Source organism: Rhodanobacter sp. OK091, assembly GCF_900142825.1.
Classification (GTDB): Bacteria; Pseudomonadota; Gammaproteobacteria; order Xanthomonadales; family Rhodanobacteraceae; genus Rhodanobacter.
In genome coordinates, this window is sequence record NZ_FRCH01000001.1 from 679,568 (window position 1) to 697,069 (window position 17,502).

Below are 17,502 nucleotides of genomic sequence, written 5' to 3' on the forward strand. Positions count from 1 at the left end.
CGTTCGATCAAGACTTATCGAGCGTTCGATCGATCGTGATCAGGCCGCCCTGCTGCGCTGTCCCAGCCGCACCACGCCGCCCACGTCGACGATCAGCGCTACCGAGCCGTCGCTGAGGATGGTCGCGCCGGAAATGCCCTGCACGCGCCGGTAATGCGCCTCCAGCGATTTGACGACCGCCTGTTGCTGGCCGAGCAGGTCGTCGACCAGCAAGCCCACGCGCCGGCCGTCCTCCTCGATCACCACCACGATGCCGCGTTCGACCTCGGTGACCGCATCGGTGCAGGCGAAGGCGCGATGCAACCGCATGATCGGCAGGTATTCGTCGCGGAAGTGGAACACCTCACCGCCACCGGCGATCCGGCGCACCGCGTCGGCACGCAGCCGCAGCGATTCGACGATCGAGGTCAGCGGCACGATGTAGCGCTCGCTGCCTACCGCCGTGACCAGGCCATCGATGATCGCCAAGGTCAGCGGCAACGTGATCGTGAACGTGCTGCCCTTGCCGGATACGCTGCGTACGCCCACGCTGCCGCCCAGATCGCGCACGTTGCGGCGCACGACGTCCATGCCGACGCCACGCCCGGAAAGGTCGGTGGCCTGGGCCGCGGTGGAAAAGCCCGGCTGGAAGATCAGCTCGGCCACCTCGGCATCGTTGAGCTCCTGGCCCGCGGCGATCAGGCCGCGCTGCTGCGCCTTGGCCACGATCGCGGCATGGTTGAGCCCGGCGCCGTCGTCGCTGATCTGCACCACGATGTTGCCGCTCTCGTGGTACGCATTGAGTTTGAGCGTGCCGGTTTCGGACTTGCCGGCGGCCTTGCGTTGCGCGGGCGACTCCAGGCCGTGGTCGATCGCGTTGCGAACCAGGTGCACCAGCGGATCGCCGATTTTCTCCAGTACGGTCTTGTCCAGCTCGGTGTGTTCGCCTTGCAGCTCCAGCCTGACCCGCTTGTCGAGCTTGCGCTCCAGGTCATGCACCAGACGCGGAAAGCGATTGAACACGGAGCCGATCGGTAGCATGCGGATGCGCATGACGCTGTCCTGCAGCTCGCGCGTGGCGCGCTCGAGCTGGACCAGCCCGTCGCGCAAGCGGGGCAGCTGCGACAATTCGAATTTCTCGCCGATGTCGCTGAGCATCGACTGGGTGATCACCAGCTCGCCCATCATGTTGATCAGCGCGTCGACCTTGTCGATGCCCACGCGGATCGAGCTGCCCTCGCTGGAAGCGGCGGCTGTTTCGCGTACCGGCCGCGGCCCGGCCACCGGCTTCGGTACTGCCGTATCCGGTGCCGGCATCGCGACGGCCGCGACGGCCTCGACCAGCGGCGCGATGGTCAGCTCGCAATCGCCGTCCAGCCAGTCGAACACCGCATCGATGTCGCCGCGGGCGACGGCGCCATGCAGACGCAATTCCCAACCCAGATGGCACTGGCTGGGATCGAGCTCGCTCAGCTGCGCCGGCGCGCTGTCGGTGACGAATGCACGCACGACCTCCAAGCGGCCCAGCTGCTGCAGTTCGCGGAACAAACGCAGCGGATCGTTGCCGGTCTGCAGCAGATGCGGCAACGCGGTGAACGCGATGTTCCACCCGCTCACCGGTGCAGTCGCCGCCGCGGCTGCGGCCGGTTCGGCCACCTCGCCGCTGACCAGCCGCACCAGCTCGACGCGCAGTGCCTCGCTCTCGGCATCGGCTACCGGCTGGCCTTGGCTGGATCGCTCCAGCATCGCACGCATGCAGTCGACCGAGCGCAGCAACAGTTCGATCAGCCCGGAGTCCACCGCACGGCGCTCGCTGCGCACCTCTTCCAGCAGCGACTCGGCGACATGGGTGAACGCGGCCACGTCGACGAATCCGAATGTCGCGGCGCCACCTTTGATGGAGTGCGCGGCGCGAAAGATGGTGTGCACCAGCTCGTGGTCGGTCGAGCCCGAATCCAGCGCCAGCAGCGCCGCCTCCATGGCATCGAGGCCTTCCCGACTTTCCTCGAAGAAGGTCTTGTGGAATTGAGTCAGGTCGACCGCACTCATGGCATTCCTTAACCCAGTACGCGCTTGACGGTGGCCAGCAGCTGCTCCGGATCGAACGGCTTGACCAGCCAGCCGGTGGCACCGGCCGCCTTGCCTTCCATCTTTTTCTCGGTGTGCGACTCGGTGGTCAGCATCAGGATAGGCACGCCCTTGTAGCCGTCCATCGCACGCAGCTCGCGCACCATCGCGATGCCGTCCATCACCGGCATGTTGACGTCGGCCAGCACCAGCTCGAATGAACTGCCGCGCGCAACGTCCAATGCCAGCTGTCCGTTTTCCGCCTCGGTCACTTCATGGCCGGCGCCGCGCAAGGTGAAGGCCACCATGCCGCGCATCGAAGCCGAATCGTCTACCGCAAGAATCTTTGCCATGCTGCCACCTCGTTCAGGCCAGCGCTTCCGCTGGCAGGTTCAATAACTGCGCCAACCCGAGCAGGCCGGCTGCTTCGTTCAGAGCATCACTCGTGCCATGCCAGCGCAACGTGCCGCCTTGCGCGTCCAACTCGCGCCGGAACAGCACCAGCAACTGCAGCGCGGCGGTGTCGACGCGCTCTACCTGGGTGCCATCGAGCACGATGGCGCCGGCCTTCAGCACGCCCAACAATTCCGCCTTCAGAGCCGCTTGCGCGGCCATGCGGCAATCTGCCGGAAGCAGCACCGGTGCCGCTGCAGCGGTATCCGCCGACGATGCGGAAGACACTTCCGCGTCAGCTTCGCCGGTACCTTGTTGCCTCGCCCGTTTGCCGGCCATGCCTCGACTCCGCTCGCACTGTATGCACTGACGTAATGGCTATCGGCCAATCGGCGGATCGCTTTAGCGGCCGCTGGATCGACATGTCGATCGAGCATGTTGGTCGAGGAGTGCCGGGCATTTGGCGCCGGCGCTACGGCGCGGTGACGGTTTCTCGCTGCAAGAGCCTAAAGTTCGCGTGGGCCCGGCCGATGACCTCAGGGACGACCCCCTACCAGCGCCGCGTCCGGCGCAGGAATCGACTTGAATATCCAACCGATCAGCCTTGCTGCGCTCACCTGGGCCGGTGCCGCCTCCGGCACCACCGCCCAGAGCTGGCGTATTGGCACTGTGCTGTCGGCGCGGCCGCTGGGGGTGAACCCGCAGGGGCTGCTGATATTGCAGATCGGCGCCCTGACCGTCGAGGCTGACGTGCCCAACGCCCAGTTGCCGGCGCAGTTCCAGGTACGCGTGTTGACCCTGGGCGCGCAACCGCAACTGGAAGTGCTTTCCCATCCCGCCGACCCGACTTTCCAGCGCGTCCTGCGCGAACGCCTGCCGCAGCAGAACGGCTACGCGCCCCTGCTGGCCACTCTGGGTGCACTGGCCCAGCGGCCGGCCTTGCGCCAGCTGCCGCCGGAACTGCGCACTGCGCTGGCACTGCTTGAACAATCCCTGCGCACACCGGCGGAAATCACTCGTGGCGAGGGACTGCGCGAGGCGATCAGCCGCAGCGGCATGTTCTTCGAATCCAAACTGCTCAGCCCGCAGGGCAGCACACCGGCATTGGCCGGTGACGACTGGAAGGGCGCGCTGCTGCGTCTGGCCGCGCTGCTCGACCGGCGCTCATCAGCACCCCCGCCGCCAAGCCGCAGCGACACCGAACCACCGCTGTTGCAGCGTGGCCTGCAGGCGCAACCGCGGCTGCCGTTGCCGACGATGCTCGCCGAGGAGAGCGTGGATCCTCTGCTGGATCAGTTGCATGGCGATGTGAAGGCTGCGCTGGCACGGGTGGAAGTAGCCCAGCTGGACGCCAGCGCCAGCCAGTTGTCGGCCTGGATCATCGAGATCCCGCTGCAAGGTGATGGTGGCCGCGACGTGTTGCAGGTCCAACTGGAATACGTCAACGACGCGGCCGAAGGTGGCCATGGCTGGACGCTGGGTTTCGCGCTCGACCTGCCGGCGCTTGGACCGGTGCAAGGCGAATTGCAGCTGCGCGAACCGCGGCTGTCGGTACGCTTGTGGGCGGAACACGCGGATACCGCGCAGCGGCTGGAACGCCAGTTCATTCCGATGCGTCAGCGACTGGCTGCGTGCGGCGTGCTGCTCGATCAACTGACCTGTCAGGTCGGTCTGCCGCAAGCGCCGGGCCGGCACAGCGCCGTGCTGCTGCAGGCCACTGCATGAACACGCCACTGCCCGCTCAGCGCCGGGTCAGCCTGCGGCTGGCCAGCGGCGGCGCCGAAGTCGGCGCGATGCCGCCCGAATCGCTGGAGATCTTGCTGGCCCGCGCGCAGGCACTCGGCGTGCCTTTGCATCACGATCCCCAGATTGCCGCGCTGCTGGCCGCGCTGCGGCTACGCGATGACGTACCGGTATTGCTCTACGCGGCGGCAGCCTCGGTGCTGGCCGCGGTCTATGACGCGGCCGAAGAATAGCCGGCGCGCTACGTGCTCACCGGATGCATCTGCAGCACCAGTTTTGCCTCGTCGCGCGACAGGCCGCATTGGCTGATCAGCTGTTCCACATCGGCGCCTTCGCGCGCCAGCCGCTGGGCCAGTTCGTAGGACTGCCGCGCCGGCGGCGGCTGCTGTTCGATCAAACCCACCTGTCGCTCCAACCGCCCCAGCGCCGTCACCAGCATCGAGGTAGGCACGTCGGTCAGGCCGCGGACTGCACCGTGCGACAACGCATCGATGCGCTGCTGCAACTGGCGCGATTGCCGCCACAGATGGATCAGCAGGGCCGATTGCGCCAGCGCCAGCAGCAGCAAGACCGCCATTCCCGCTTCAAGCCACATGATCACCCTCTCCACTCAGCCGGCACAGTTGGCGGACATCGAGCAGTGCCACGAAGCCGCCTTGCCAGGAGAGTACGCTGCTGACCGGGTCGTCGGCGCGAGTGGCCCGACCCGGAGGTGGCGGTGCGATATCGATGCCGTCACTGCACAACAATTCTCCGACCGCGTCCACCAGCACGCCGACCAGTTGGCCGGCATGGGTCAGCATCACGATGCGCACGGTCGCCGGATCGGCTACCGGCAGCACCGGGAGCCCCAGCCGCTTGCGGCCGTCCATCACCGGCACGATGCGCCCGCGCAGATGGCGCACGCCCAGCAGGTCGGCGGCGGCGCCCGGTACCGGCGTGATGTCGCCGTCGCGGATGACCTCGCTCACCTCGACCAGGGGCGCCGCATACAGCTGCGTGCCGATCCGGAACGACAACCAGTGCTGACCGCCTTGATCAATCGCGGAGACGAGAGCGCTCATGCATGGACTCCACAATCAGCTGGCGAGGGCATCGGTTTCATCGGGTCGAAGTGGCGCGACGGGACATGCCGTCGGCTTGTCGGTCGGAGGGGGGCACGGATGCCGAGCGCTCCGGCTTGTCGGCCGCGTCTGGCAGCGTGGCGTCCGGCGCGGCACCGTTGCGAGTAACCGCATGTGGCACGCTGCCGGTGCCTTGCACGCGCACGGTGGGCAGCACGTCGGCCGCAGGTGTCGGCGGTTTCTCCAGCGCTGCGATTTCGGCGACACGCTGGGGGTCGCTCTGATCGCGTTTCGGTGCTGTGCGATTGCTCATCACCACCACCAATACCCGTCGATTCTGGTTGCGGCCTTCAACCGTCGCGTTGTCGGCTTTCGGCCGCACTTCACCCCAGCCGATGATGCCGAGCCGGTCCGCAACCACACCACTCAAGGCGAACAGGCGAGCCACGCTGGCTGCGCGCGCCGCCGACAGCTCCCAGTTCGACGGATAGAGCGCGGTATTGATCGGCACGTCGTCGGTAAAACCTTCTACCCGCAGCGGATTGGGGAACCGCGCCAGAATCGTCGCCAGATCATGCAGCACTGCATCGGCCGGCGCCGACAGCTGGGCCACGCCACTGGGGAACAGGATGTCGGTGCGGATCTCGATCTCCAGCCAGTCCGGCGTGAGTCGCACGATCACCTGCTTGTGGTCGATCAGCGGCTGCAACGCCTTGCGCACCTGATCCTCGATGCGCCCCAGGTTTTCCTGCTGGCTGACCGGATGGCCCGCTTCGCGCCCCTTGCCTCCCTGCATCGGCACGGGGTGCGGCGGAATCGGCAGTGCGATGGGCACGATGGACGAACCGGGCTGACCGGCCGGTGCGGCTATCGACGGGCTGACGTTGTGCGGCCGGACCTGCGTCGGCGGCAGCGGCGCGATCACGTGGCTGGAGCCGTTGAACGCCTCGATCAGGGATTCGGACATCACCCTGAACTTGCCTTCGTTGACTACCGAAACGGCGTACATCACCACGAAGAACGCCAGCAGCAAAGTCATCAAGTCGGCATAGGGGATGGCCCAGGCCTCGTGATTGGTGTGCTCCTCGTGTTTGTGCTTTCTCATGCGACGTAACCTTGCAGGCGCGACTCGATCTGCCGCGGGTTGTCGCCCTGGGCAATCGACACTAGGCCCTCGATCAGAATTTCGCGCATCTGCGTCTGCTTGCTGACTAACGCTTTGAGCCGTGCCGACATCGGCAGCATGAACATGTTGGCCAGCGCCACACCGTAGATGGTTGCCACGAAAGCCGCCGCGATACCGTGGCCGAGCTTGCTGGGATCGGCCAGATTCTGCATCACCGCCATCAGCCCCATCACCGCGCCGATGATGCCCAGCGTGGGTGCGTAGATGCCGGCGTTCTCGTATACCTTGGCGCCCGCCAGATCGATCGCTTCACGGGTGTCCAGATCCACTTCCAGCACGCTGCGGATGGCATCCGGCTCGCCGCCATCGACCAGCAGCTGCAACCCCTTGCTGATGAACGGATCGCTCTCCGCCTCGATCTGCGGCTCCAGCCCGAGCAGGCCCTGCCGGCGGGAGATCTCGCTCCAGCCGACGATGCGGCTGATCAGGTCGGTAGGCTGATGCTGCGGTGGCCGGTAGATCATCCGCATCATCGACAACGCATGCTTGAGCACCTTGCCCTGGTTCTGCACCAGCAAGGCGGCGAGCGTGCCGAAGAACACGATGACGAAGGCAGCGGGATTCCACAGCGCACCGACCGTGGAGCCCTTCAATATGGTGCCGACGATGATCACCACGAAGCCCAGAATCGTACCGATGATGCTTACCATGTCCATGACGATCAGCCGGCCAATTGCAGTGAAGTGAATAATTGCCCGGCACCGCCGGCCAGGCCCGCGAGATCCATCACCAGGGCCAGCCGGCCATCGCCGGTGACGGTGGCGCCGGCGATGCCCGAGACATCGGCGAACAGCGGGCCGAGCGGCTTGACGATGACGTCCTCGCGACCAAGCACTTCGTGCACCAGGCAGCCCAGCCGCTGGTGGCCGATGTGCAACACCACTACATGGCGACCCGCCCCCGTCGCGGCACCGGCCCAACCGGCCAGATCGGCCAGCGGCAGCGCGCGGCCGCGATGCTGGGCGACCAGACGGCCATCCAGCAGACGATCCTGCCCATCGATGAGTTCAAAAACCTCTTCGACATTGCTCAGCGGCAACGCCAGCAGGCGCGCTTCCACCCGCACCATCAGCACGCGCAGCACCGCCAAAGTCAGCGGCACGGTCAGTTCCAGGTCGCTGCCATGGCCCCAGCGGGAATGCACTTGCAAGGTGCCGCCAAGCTCGGCCACGCGCGTCTTCACCACGTCCATGCCGACGCCGCGGCCGGAGATATCGGAGACCGTCGCGGCGGTGCTGAAGCCGGGGCGGAAAATCAATTCGTAGCATTCGCTTTCGGTCAGCCGCGCGGCCTGCGCCGCATCGATCACGCCCTTCTCCACCGCCTTGCGGCGCAAGACCTCCGGATCCATGCCGCGGCCGTCGTCGGTCACCGAGATCACGATGCGCTCGCCGCGCTGGCTGGCCGACAGACAGATGCGACCCTTGCGCGGCTTGCCGCCGAGCTCGCGTTCGGCGGGCATTTCGACGCCGTGATCCAGTGCGTTGCGCAGCAGGTGGATCAACGGATCGGCCAGCGCCTCGACCAGGCTGCGATCGAGGTCGGTGCCCTCGCCTTCCAGCACCAGTTCCACGTCCTTGCCGAGCTGGCGTGCCAGATCACGCACGATCCGCGGAAAGCGCTGAAACAGGCGCCCCACCGGCTGCATGCGCATGCCCATCACGGCGGTCTGCAATGCATCGGCGATCCGATCCAGCTCGCCGGCGGCAGTGACCAGCGCCTCGCTGCCATCGCGCGCAGCCAGACTGAGCAGACGGTTGCGCACCAGCACCAGTTCGCCGGCGTGGTTGACCAGCACGTCGAGCCGGGCGGTATCCACCCGCACGGTGTTTTCGACCGGCGCCGCGTGACGCGCCGCGGCGGCGGCGGGCGTGCTTTCCGGTGCGGGCGCCATCGCTGCAGCAGGCGCCGCCGCGACAGATGCCTCGGCCGACTGGCCACCCTTGCCGTGCAGTGCATCCAGCAAGGCCTCGAACTCGTCGTCGTCGATTCCGGAACTCGCGCTCGGCGCGGCCACCGGCACCACCGGCGCCACGGTGCCCGGTGCGGCGGTGCCGTACATGCTGTCCAGCAAGGCCTCGAATTCGCTGTCGTCTATCGGTGCGCCGTCGGCTGCAGGCGCCACCGGCGTCGGCATCGCGGCGGCCACCGGCACGGGTGCTCGCGGCAGCAGCGAAGTCAGCAGGGCGGCCGGTGGCGTACTCAGCGGCGCATCCGCACTCACCGCCGCCATCATGTCGTTGAGCAAGTCGAGTGCTTCCAGCAGCGCGTCCATATGGCCGGTGCCGAGCACCACGCTGCCGTTGCGGGCCTCGTTGAGCAGATCTTCGGCGTGGTGGCACAGCACCACCATGGGGTCCAGCGCCAGGAAGCCGGCGCCGCCCTTGACGGTGTGGAATGCACGGAACACGGCATTCAGCAGCTCGCTATCGCCCGGTGCCGTTTCCAGCCCGACCAATTGCTCGCCCAGCCGCTGAAGCAGCTCGCCGGCCTCGACCAGAAAATCCTGGCGCAGCTCGAGATCGAATTCCGCATTCATCGCGGGCCTGCCTTCAAAACCCGAATTCGCTGAGCAGGCGGTCGGCGTCGTCCTGGCTGGACACCTTTTCCACACTGGCCGGCGCCTCGCTGCCGGCCAGCGCACCGGTCAGCCGCACCAGCTCCAGCAGCGACGATTCGACCGTGCCGATGAAGCTGGCGACCTTCTTGATGCGCTGGCCGGTGAGGTCCTGCCACGACTGCGCCAGCACCATGTCGGCGAGGCCGTCGCGGCAGTTGCCGGCGAACTCCACGGCTTCGCGCGCCAGCACGGCGGCAGCGTCGTTGCCGTTGGTCCACTCCAGAACCTCGCCCGCGTTGTGCGCCAGCGATTCGGCCTGGGGCCGCATGCGTTCGGCGAAATCGAGACTGCGGTGGGCAGCTTGCGCGCTCATTTCCAGCGCGTCCTGCAGATGCTGGCGCGCGTCGGCGACACTGCCTGGCAAGCCGTCCTGCGCCAGATCGCCGCCGAGCCTGCGCACGGCGTTGTGCAGGTCGCGCGCGAGCTGGCCGAGGGCGCGGAACAGGCGCTGCTCGCGCTGGCGCACCATCACGTCCAGCGCCTGTTCGAACGCGGGGCCATCGGGGCTGTTCAACAGGTCGCGCAGTTCGGCGGGCAGCGTGTCGTCGATGGCGAGGGGCGAAATGACGTTCATGCGCTGGCTCCGCTGGCGGCGATCCGCTCGAAGATCTTGGTGAGCTTTTCCTTGAGGGTGATCGCGGTGAATGGCTTGACGATGTAGCCATTCACGCCGGCCTGCGCCGCCGCGATGATCTGGTCGCGGTTGTTCTCGGCCGTGACCATCAGTACCGGCAAGCCTTTCAGCGCGCCTTCCGCTCGGATCGCGCGCAGCAGGTCGATGCCGGTCATGTTGGGCATGTTCCAGTCGGTCACGACCAGATCGAATGGCAGGCTGCGCAGCATCGCGATCGCGCTCTCGCCATCGTCGGCCTCCTGGATCAGCGGGTTGCTGAAACCCAGCTCGACCAGCAGGTTGCGGACGATTCGCCGCATGGTGGAAAAGTCATCCACCACCAGGATTTTCATGTTCTTGTCCAAACGCTCTCTCCACATGCAATGCAGGCAATTCAGGCCACTGCGCGGCCTCGGGATTTCTTTCCGGAATTTCCGGATGCCGCTCGATCAACCACGCCAGCCGGTGAGCCTCGAGCGAAGCCGGATGACTGCCTGGCCATGGATCTGGCACACGCGCGACTCGCTCACTCCCAGCACGGCGCCGATCTCTTTCAGGTTCAACTCCTGCTCGTAGTACAACGACATCACCAACTGCTCACGCTCCGGCAGGCCGCCGATCGCCTCGGCCAAAGCGTCGCGCATGCCGTCGCGCTCGATGTTCTCGTGGGGGCTCAGGCCGCTTTCGTCGGCCACGTCGAGCACCCCGCTCTCCTCGCTGTCGTCCGACGCGGTCAGGCTCAGCAAGCGCACGCAGGCCGCATCGGCGAGCACCTGGTGGTACTCCTCCGCGCTGATCCCGAGCCGCCGCATCACTTCCGCGTCGTCCGCCTCGGCACCCGTCTCGGTCTCGATCTGGCGGATCACCTCGGCCACCTCGCGAGCCTTGCGATGCACCGAACGCGGGGTCCAGTCGGTGCGGCGCAACTCGTCCAGCATGGCGCCACGTATGCGTATACCCGCATACGTCTCGAAGCTCGCCCCCCGATCGTGGGCAAAGTGGCGCGATGCCTCCAGCAAACCGATCATTCCCGCCTGAATGAGATCTCCCACGTCGACGCTGGCCGGCAACCGCCCCATCAGGTGATAGGCGATCCGCCGGACCAGCGGCGCGTGCCGACGTACCAGTTCGTCGGCGCTTTCGCGGGAGACTTGCAGATATTCCGAAGCGACACTCATCTCGAAACCCCACTGGCCGGTGCAGTCCGGCCACCAAAGAAGGCGATCCGGTCGAGACCTGCGCGGTCGGGTTCCGCCCATTTATCGACCGCACCAGCCAAATTCTTGAATGCCAGCGCCGACTGGCTCGATGGCCACAGATCGACGACCGCGCACTGCCTGCGAATGGCCTGGCGCAGACGTTCGTCATGCGGCACCCATCCACTGAAATCGATCACCACGTCGAGGAAGCGATCGCTGACCCGCGCGAGCTTCTGATGCAGCTGGCGCGCATCGCCCTCGTTGCGCACCATGTTGGCGACCATGCGTATGCGGCGCACGCCGAAATCGCGGCTGAGCACCTTGGTCAGCCCATACGCATCGGTCAGCGAAGCCGGTTCGTCGCACACCACCAGGATCACTTCGGAGGCCGCGGCGGCGAACATCGTCACGTTGTCGGAAAGACCGGCGGCGGTGTCCACCAGCAGGAATTCCGGCGGCCGCGCCAATTCGTCGAACGCGCGGATGATCGCCGCGTGCTCGCCGTTGTCCAGCTGTGCCAGGCGGCGCGTGCCGGAACCGGCCGGCACCACCTGCAGGCCGCGCGGCGCCGGCATCAGCAATTCTTCCAGCGTGCAGTCGCCGTCGAGCAGATGACCGATATGGCGCGACGGCGTGAGGCCCAGCATCACGTCGACATTGGCCAGCCCCATGTCGGCATCCAGCAGCATCACGTCGCGACCGGCCATCGACAACGACATGCCCAGGTTCACCGCCACGGTGCTCTTGCCGACGCCGCCCTTGCCGCCGGCCACGGCGATCGCGCGGCAATGCCGACGCGCGGCTGGCGCGGCGGCCAGCAGGCTGCTGGCCTGGTGGTCGCTGGTCACGGCCGATGGCGGCGTGGCGCGGCCGACCATGTTCGACAACATGTGCATCAGTCCCGAGGCCTGATCCATTGCAAGTACTCCGCTCATGCGCTTGCCACGGCAAGGCCGAAGCGTTCGGCCATCAGGCTATCGTCGGGCGCGTGGCTCCTCACCGACTGCGCCGCGCGGCAAACCAGTACACGCGCGTCCGCCGTGGCGATGTCCTCGGGCACACGCTGGCCGTCGGTGGTGTAGTCCAGCGGCAGCCGATGACGGATCAGCACCGACAGCGCGCCACCCAGGTTCGGTGCCTCGTCGAGCTTGGTCAGGATGCACGCGTGCGGCTTCAGCGGCAGATAGGCGCGCACCGCATCGTCCAGCGATTGCGATTGCGCATTGGCGGCCAGCGCCAGGCAGGCGCGCAGATCGCTGGCGTCGGCCAGAATCTCGAGTTGCTGGGTGAGACGCGGATCGCTGCCGGCCACACCGGCGGTATCGATCAGCACCGTGTGGCGGCTGCGCAGCATCTCCAGCACTTTGCGCAGGCTTTCCGCATCGTAGGCGGGATAGACGCGCACGCCGAGCAAGCGTCCGTAATGTTCCAGCTGGGCGGCAGCACCGATGCGGTAATGATCGGTGCTCACCAGCGCCACCTGGTCGGCGCCGTGACGCATCACCGCGCGGGCAGCGAGCTTGGCGATGGTGGTGGTCTTGCCCACGCCGGTGGGACCCACCAGCGCGGTGACGCCGCGGTCGTCGCCGTGCAGACCGCGTCCGCTCACCGCCAGATGACGGCTGAGCATGCCCAGCGGCAGGTAACGCGCCTGCTCGGCGTTGATCTGGTCGGGCAGTTCGTCGACCAGCGCGCGCGCCACATCCGCTTCGATGCCCAGACGGGTCATCTCGCGCAGCACACGCGCACGCAACGGCTGGCGCCGCTCCATGTCGTTCCAGGCGAGGCTCGACAGCTGCATCTCCAGCATCTCGCGCATGCTGCCCAGTTCGCTGCGCAGCTGCGCGGTGTCCTGCGCGGCACGCTCCATCAGCGGCCGCATGCCCGGCGGTTCGACCGCTGCCGGGACGGCCATGACCGAAGCCCGCGGCGTGCGCGCGACAGGCTCGGCCGCCGCGACGTGAAGCGTCGACGGCGCCGGCTCGTCTTTGTCGATCGGCCGCGTCTCCACCGCCGGCGCACCGTGGCGGGACGCTTCGCGCATCAACGCTTCGTCGTAGTCGATGGCGGCGATCACCTCGATGCCATCTTCCATGCGGCGGGTCGACAGGATCACCGCTTCGGGCCCCTGCTCCTCGCGGACTTCGCGCATCGCCTGACGCATATCGGCGGCGACAAATCGCTTGATCTTCATGCCTGCTTGCTCCAGCTCTTCATCGACTTAATTCTGTTGCTGGGTCTATCGACCTAGGGCCTGTACCAGTCGCACCCGACGGTTGTCGGGTACCTCGTTGTAAGCGAGTACGTGCAGGTTCTGTGCCACGTGGCGGGTGAACCGCGCGAGCCATGGCCGCAACAGCGGCGCGACCAGCAAAACCGCGGGTTCCCCGCTCAATTCCTGCCGGCGCGCGGCGTCGGCCACGCTCTGTTGCAGGCGGTCGGCCAGGCCCGGCTCCACCGCGGCGCCAGCCACTCCGCCGCCGCTGGACAGCGAGCCGAGCAGGATCTGTTCGAGCTCCGGCGCCAGCGTGATCACCGGCACCTCGGTGCCCAGCCCGGTGATCTCCTGCAGGATCTGCCGGCCCAACGCCACGCGCACGGCGGCGGTCAGAACGCCGGGATCCTGACTCTGCCCGGCATGCTCCGCCAAGGATTCGACGATGCTGCGCATGTTGCGGATCGGCACCCGCTCGGCCAGCAGGTTCTGCAGCACCTTGACCACCACGCCCAGCGACAGCCGCTTGGGCACCAGATCCTCGACCAGCTTCGGCGCCGTGGCGGCGAGCCGGTCCAGCAGCTGCTGCACGTCCTGATGGCTGAGCAGCTCGTGCGCGTGGCCTTGCAGGATGTGCGACAGGTGGGTCGCGATCACCGTGGCCGGGTCGACCACGGTGTAGCCGTAACTCTGCGCCAGCTCGCGCTGGCCCACCTCGATCCACACCGCTTCCAGACCGAACGCCGGGTCCTGCGTGGGGATGCCTTGCAAGCTGCCGTGCACCTGGCCGGGGTTGATCGCCATCAGGCGTTCGTTGTGCACGTCGGCCTCGCCCATCGGCACGCCCATCAAGGTGATCCGATAGGTGTTCGGGCCGAGGTCCAGGTTGTCGCGGATATGCACCGCCGGCACCAGAAAGCCCAGCTCCTGCGACAGCTTGCGGCGCACCGACTTGATCCGCCCCATCAGCTCGCCGCCCTGGTGCACGTCGACCAGCGGGATCAGCCGGTAGCCGACTTCCAGCCCCAGCGGATCGACGCTGGCGACGTCCTCCCAGCCCAGCTCCAGGCGCTCGGTCGGTGTGGTGGGTGCAGGCGCCACGGCGACAGACTCGGCCAGTTTGGTGCGGGTATCGCGCTCGCGCTTGAACAGCAGCCACGCGGCACCGGCGCAGGCCGCGCCGAGCAGCAGAAACGCCACGTTCGGCATGCCCGGGATCACGCCCATCACGATCAGCACCGCCGCCGCCACGCCAAGCGCGCGCGGCTGGCCGAACACCTGGCCGATCACCTGCTTGCCCATGTCTTGCGACTTGGACACGCGGGTGACGATGATCGCCGCGGCTACCGACAGCATCAGCGCCGGCACCTGCGCCACCAGGCCGTCGCCGATGGTGAGCAAGGTATAGGTCTTGGCCGCTTCGCCGGCCGACAGTCCGTGCTGCATCACGCCGACGAAGAAACCGCCGACGATGTTGATGATCAGGATCAGGATGCCGGCGGTGGCGTCGCCGCGAACGAACTTGGACGCACCGTCCATCGAGCCGTAGAAGTCGGCCTCCTCGCGCACTTCCTGGCGGCGCTCGCGCGCCTGCTCCTGGGTCAGCAGGCCGGCGTTGAGGTCGGCGTCGATCGCCATCTGCTTGCCGGGCATGGCGTCGAGGGTGAAGCGCGCGGTCACTTCGGACACACGGGTGGCACCCTTGGTGATCACCACGAAGTTGATGATGGTGATGATCGCGAACACCACCAGGCCGACCGCGAAATTGCCGCCGATCACGAACTCGCCGAATGCCTCGATCACCTTGCCGGCGGCGCCGGGGCCGTCATGCCCGTGCAGCAGCACCACGCGGGTGGAGGCGATGTTCAGCGCCAGCCGCAGCAAAGTGGCCATCAGCACCACGGTGGGGAACGCGGCGAACTCCAGCGGGCGCATCACGTAGACCACCGCCAGCAGGATCACCAGCGACAGCGCGATGTTGAAGCTGAACAGCATGTCGAGCAGAAACGGCGGCAGCGGCAACATCAACATCGCCAGCATCACCAGCAACATCACCGGCGCGCCAACGCCACGTCGCGCCAGGTATTTGAAGTTGCCCAGTACGTCTGTACCCGTCATGGATTTGACTCGTCATTGATCGCGGTAAGGCCCCATCAGGTCGGGGTTGACCTCAGGGGTTGGCACTGCCGGTGGCGTCTCGCCCTGCGCCACTGCTTGCTTCAGCTGGTAGACGTAGGCCAGGACCTGAGCCACCGCCACATACAGCGTGGCGGGGATTTCCCGACCCAGTTCAGTGGTTGCATACAAGGCGCGTGCCAACGGCGGCGACTCGACCATCGGGATGCGGTGACTGCCTGCCACGAGTCGGATCTGCTGGGCCAGCACGTCGACGCCCTTGGCGATCACCCGCGGTGCGCCCATGCGGCCGTCGTCGTAGCGCAAGGCCACGGCGAAGTGCGTGGGATTGACCACCACCACGTCGGCCTTGGGCAGCTCCTCCATCATGCGGCGGCGCGACTGCGCCTGCTGCACCTGGCGGATGCGCCCCTTCAATTCGGGATTGCCTTCGCTCTCCTTCATCTCGTCGCGGATCTCCTGCTTGGTCATGCGCAGGGTCTTGGCGTGGTCGAATTTCTGGTAGATGGCATCGATGCCGCCGATCAGTGCCAGCATCGAGCCGAACCACAACGCCGAGCGACCCAGCAAGCCGATCGACTGCGCAATGCCGGCCACCACCGAGCCGCGACCGGTGGCCTGCAACTCGTCCTGCCAGTGCCGCAGCAGCAGGCCCAGCACCGCGCCGATGAACAGCAATTTCAGCAGCGCCTTGCCCAGCTCGATCAGGCCGCGCATCGCGAAAATGCGGCCTAACCCCTTGATCGGATCGAGCCGGTCGAACTTCGGCTGCAATGCCTGCGCGCTGAAATTCAGCCCGCCCAGCAGCAGCGGCGCGGCCAGCGTGGCCAGCATCGTGGCCACCGCCACCGGCGCGAACAGGTTCAACGCCTCATGCACCGCCGCATGCAGGGTGCGCCCGGGCAACGCGTCGGAAAACAACGCTTCGCGCGAGTAGCCCAGGCCCAGCGCAAAGATGCGCCGGGCATGCAGGAACGCGCTCTGCCCGCCGTTCATCAACGCCGCCACGCCGGCCAGCACCACGATCGCGCCGGACAGGTCGCGCGATCGCGGAACCTCGCCTTTCTCGCGCGATTCGCGCAGCTTTTTTTCGCTGGGTTCTTCGGTTTTTTCCTGGTCGCTGTCGTCCGACATCGGCGTCAGCTCCCCAGCAGATGGCGCATCATCGACCAGGCGTCATTCTGCAGCGCCTCGAACGCACCCGGCAGGCTGCGCAGCGCCAGCCACAGCGCGATGAAGCCCAGCGAGACGGTGATCGGAAAACCCACCGCGAAAAGATTCATCGACGGCGCCGCACGGCTGATCGCGGCAAAGCCGATGTTCACCACCAGCAACGAGGTCATCGCGGGCAGCGCGACGCGGACCGCGCCGGAGAACAGCTCCCCGCCGAAACCGACCACGGCGTGCAAGGCGTTTGCATTGATCGCCGGCATCCCCGGCGGCAGACTGTGGAAGCTGTCGGCAAGCAGTGCGATCAGACGCAGATGGCCGTCCATCGAGAGGAACAGCAAAGTCACCAGCAGCAAATAAAACTGACTCAACACGGTGGAGCTGCCGCCGGCGTGCGGGTTGACCACCTCGGCAAAACCCAGGCTCATGCTCTGCGCCACCAGCTCGCCGCCGAAAGAGACGGCCTCGAACACCAGCTTCAGCACGAAACCCACCGCTGCGCCGACCAGCACCTGCCCCGCCATGGTCGCCACGCCGTCGCCGCTCAATGGATCGATCGTGGCCGGTGCCAGCGGAGCCAACACCAACGTCAGCACCACCACCAGGCCGATGCGGATCCGTGCCGAGAGCACCGTGGCGCTGAATACCGGCGCCACCAGGCACAGGCCGCTTACCCGGCCCATCGCCCAGAACAAGCTGCCCAGCCACATCGGCAACTGCGCCAGATCCAGCGCTGTCATCTCACCGCACCGGGCAGGCTCTCGATCAACTGGCTGGTGTATTGCACCAGCAGGCGCAACATCCACGGCCCGGTGATCAACGCCACCAATGCCATCGCGATCAGTTTCGGGATGAAGCTCAAAGTCATCTCGTTGATCTGCGTCGCCGCCTGTATCACGCCCACCAGCAAGCCCACCGCCAGCGCGGTCAGCAACAGCGGCGCAGCCACCAACATCGCCACATACAGCGCGTGCTGACCGATTTCCATGATGGATTCAGGGGTCATGGCGGACTCCCTGCAGGAGCCCGCTCGCGGGCGATGCCTTTGCTTGTTTGTGCATACAGAGCGAAGAGCTTTCGTCCTCCTGCGGAGGGCGAGTTACTTCTCTTTTGCTTG

General features: G+C 66.7%; 19 protein-coding genes. 2 read left to right on the forward strand and 17 right to left on the reverse strand.

Features of this window, described 5'->3' with window-relative positions; all coding sequences use genetic code 11:
* Positions 1–39 precede the first annotated feature (39 nt).
* From BUA26_RS03355 to BUA26_RS03365, 3 genes are read right to left on the reverse strand one after another with little or no spacing between them, the layout of a single operon-like run.
* The gene (locus tag BUA26_RS03355) at positions 40–2,028 is read right to left on the reverse strand and encodes a chemotaxis protein CheA (RefSeq protein ID WP_072757855.1); all 1,989 of its coding nucleotides are present in this window, start codon (positions 2,026–2,028) and stop codon (positions 40–42) included.
* An 8-nt stretch (positions 2,029–2,036) separates the two neighbouring features.
* Positions 2,037–2,399: a response regulator gene (locus tag BUA26_RS03360; RefSeq protein ID WP_072757857.1), complete on the reverse strand. Its 363-nt coding sequence runs from the start codon at positions 2,397–2,399 to the stop codon at positions 2,037–2,039.
* A 13-nt stretch (positions 2,400–2,412) separates the two neighbouring features.
* Positions 2,413–2,778, reverse strand: coding sequence for an STAS domain-containing protein (locus tag BUA26_RS03365; RefSeq protein WP_072757858.1), 366 nt, complete (start codon positions 2,776–2,778; stop codon positions 2,413–2,415).
* A gap of 243 nt (positions 2,779–3,021) precedes the next feature.
* On the opposite strand from BUA26_RS03365, the gene BUA26_RS03370 reads away from it, so the two are divergent.
* Both BUA26_RS03370 and BUA26_RS03375 read left to right on the forward strand, forming a co-directional pair.
* Positions 3,022–4,164, forward strand: coding sequence for a flagellar hook-length control protein FliK (locus tag BUA26_RS03370; protein ID WP_072757860.1), 1,143 nt, complete (start codon positions 3,022–3,024; stop codon positions 4,162–4,164).
* A complete protein-coding gene (locus BUA26_RS03375; protein WP_072757862.1) occupies positions 4,161–4,415 on the forward strand; it encodes a flagellar biosynthesis protein in 255 nt (84 codons plus the stop codon). The genes BUA26_RS03370 and BUA26_RS03375 overlap by 4 nt, the downstream gene beginning before the upstream one ends.
* A gap of 8 nt (positions 4,416–4,423) precedes the next feature.
* On the opposite strand, the gene BUA26_RS03380 is transcribed toward BUA26_RS03375, so the two are convergent.
* The 14 genes from BUA26_RS03380 to fliQ all read right to left on the reverse strand — a co-directional run bounded on the left by BUA26_RS03380 (position 4,424) and on the right by fliQ (position 17,391).
* Positions 4,424–4,777, reverse strand: a complete 354-nt coding sequence (locus tag BUA26_RS03380) for a DUF2802 domain-containing protein (protein ID WP_072759987.1) — start codon at positions 4,775–4,777, stop codon at positions 4,424–4,426.
* Entirely contained in the window at positions 4,767–5,246 is a 480-nt protein-coding gene (locus BUA26_RS03385; protein ID WP_072757864.1) for a chemotaxis protein CheW, read from the reverse strand. Before BUA26_RS03385 ends, BUA26_RS03380 begins: the two co-directional genes overlap by 11 nt.
* A 37-nt stretch (positions 5,247–5,283) precedes the next feature.
* Positions 5,284–6,351, reverse strand: coding sequence for a flagellar motor protein MotD (gene motD / locus BUA26_RS03390; RefSeq protein WP_072757866.1), 1,068 nt, complete (start codon positions 6,349–6,351; stop codon positions 5,284–5,286).
* Entirely contained in the window at positions 6,348–7,088 is a 741-nt protein-coding gene (locus BUA26_RS03395; protein ID WP_072757868.1) for a flagellar motor protein, read from the reverse strand. The genes motD and BUA26_RS03395 overlap by 4 nt, the downstream gene beginning before the upstream one ends.
* Before the next feature lie 5 nt (positions 7,089–7,093).
* Positions 7,094–8,971 (reverse strand): chemotaxis protein CheA, encoded by a 1,878-nt coding sequence (locus BUA26_RS03400; protein ID WP_072757870.1) that lies wholly within the window; start codon positions 8,969–8,971, stop codon positions 7,094–7,096.
* A 13-nt stretch (positions 8,972–8,984) separates the two neighbouring features.
* Entirely contained in the window at positions 8,985–9,626 is a 642-nt protein-coding gene (locus BUA26_RS03405; protein WP_072757872.1) for a protein phosphatase CheZ, read from the reverse strand.
* On the reverse strand, positions 9,623–10,030 hold the full coding sequence (locus BUA26_RS03410) for a chemotaxis response regulator CheY (RefSeq protein ID WP_072757874.1): 408 nt from the start codon (positions 10,028–10,030) through the stop codon (positions 9,623–9,625). The genes BUA26_RS03405 and BUA26_RS03410 overlap by 4 nt, the downstream gene beginning before the upstream one ends.
* An 84-nt stretch (positions 10,031–10,114) precedes the next feature.
* Positions 10,115–10,843, reverse strand: a complete 729-nt coding sequence (locus BUA26_RS03415; protein ID WP_072757876.1) for an RNA polymerase sigma factor FliA — start codon at positions 10,841–10,843, stop codon at positions 10,115–10,117.
* The gene (locus BUA26_RS03420; protein WP_083572854.1) at positions 10,840–11,781 is read right to left on the reverse strand and encodes a MinD/ParA family ATP-binding protein; all 942 of its coding nucleotides are present in this window, start codon (positions 11,779–11,781) and stop codon (positions 10,840–10,842) included. The genes BUA26_RS03415 and BUA26_RS03420 overlap by 4 nt, the downstream gene beginning before the upstream one ends.
* Before the next feature lie 14 nt (positions 11,782–11,795).
* Complete coding sequence (flhF, locus tag BUA26_RS03425; RefSeq protein WP_072757878.1) at positions 11,796–13,058, reverse strand: flagellar biosynthesis GTPase FlhF; 1,263 nt, start codon at positions 13,056–13,058, stop codon at positions 11,796–11,798.
* A 45-nt stretch (positions 13,059–13,103) separates the two neighbouring features.
* Positions 13,104–15,197: a flagellar biosynthesis protein FlhA gene (gene flhA / locus BUA26_RS03430; RefSeq protein WP_072757880.1), complete on the reverse strand. Its 2,094-nt coding sequence runs from the start codon at positions 15,195–15,197 to the stop codon at positions 13,104–13,106.
* A 12-nt stretch (positions 15,198–15,209) separates the two neighbouring features.
* Positions 15,210–16,349, reverse strand: a complete 1,140-nt coding sequence (gene flhB, locus BUA26_RS03435) for a flagellar biosynthesis protein FlhB (protein WP_072757882.1) — start codon at positions 16,347–16,349, stop codon at positions 15,210–15,212.
* A gap of 5 nt (positions 16,350–16,354) precedes the next feature.
* Positions 16,355–17,125, reverse strand: a complete 771-nt coding sequence (gene fliR / locus BUA26_RS03440) for a flagellar biosynthetic protein FliR (RefSeq protein WP_072757884.1) — start codon at positions 17,123–17,125, stop codon at positions 16,355–16,357.
* Positions 17,122–17,391: a flagellar biosynthesis protein FliQ gene (gene fliQ, locus BUA26_RS03445; protein WP_072757886.1), complete on the reverse strand. Its 270-nt coding sequence runs from the start codon at positions 17,389–17,391 to the stop codon at positions 17,122–17,124. The genes fliR and fliQ overlap by 4 nt, the downstream gene beginning before the upstream one ends.
* Between the last annotated feature and the right edge of the window lie 111 nt (positions 17,392–17,502).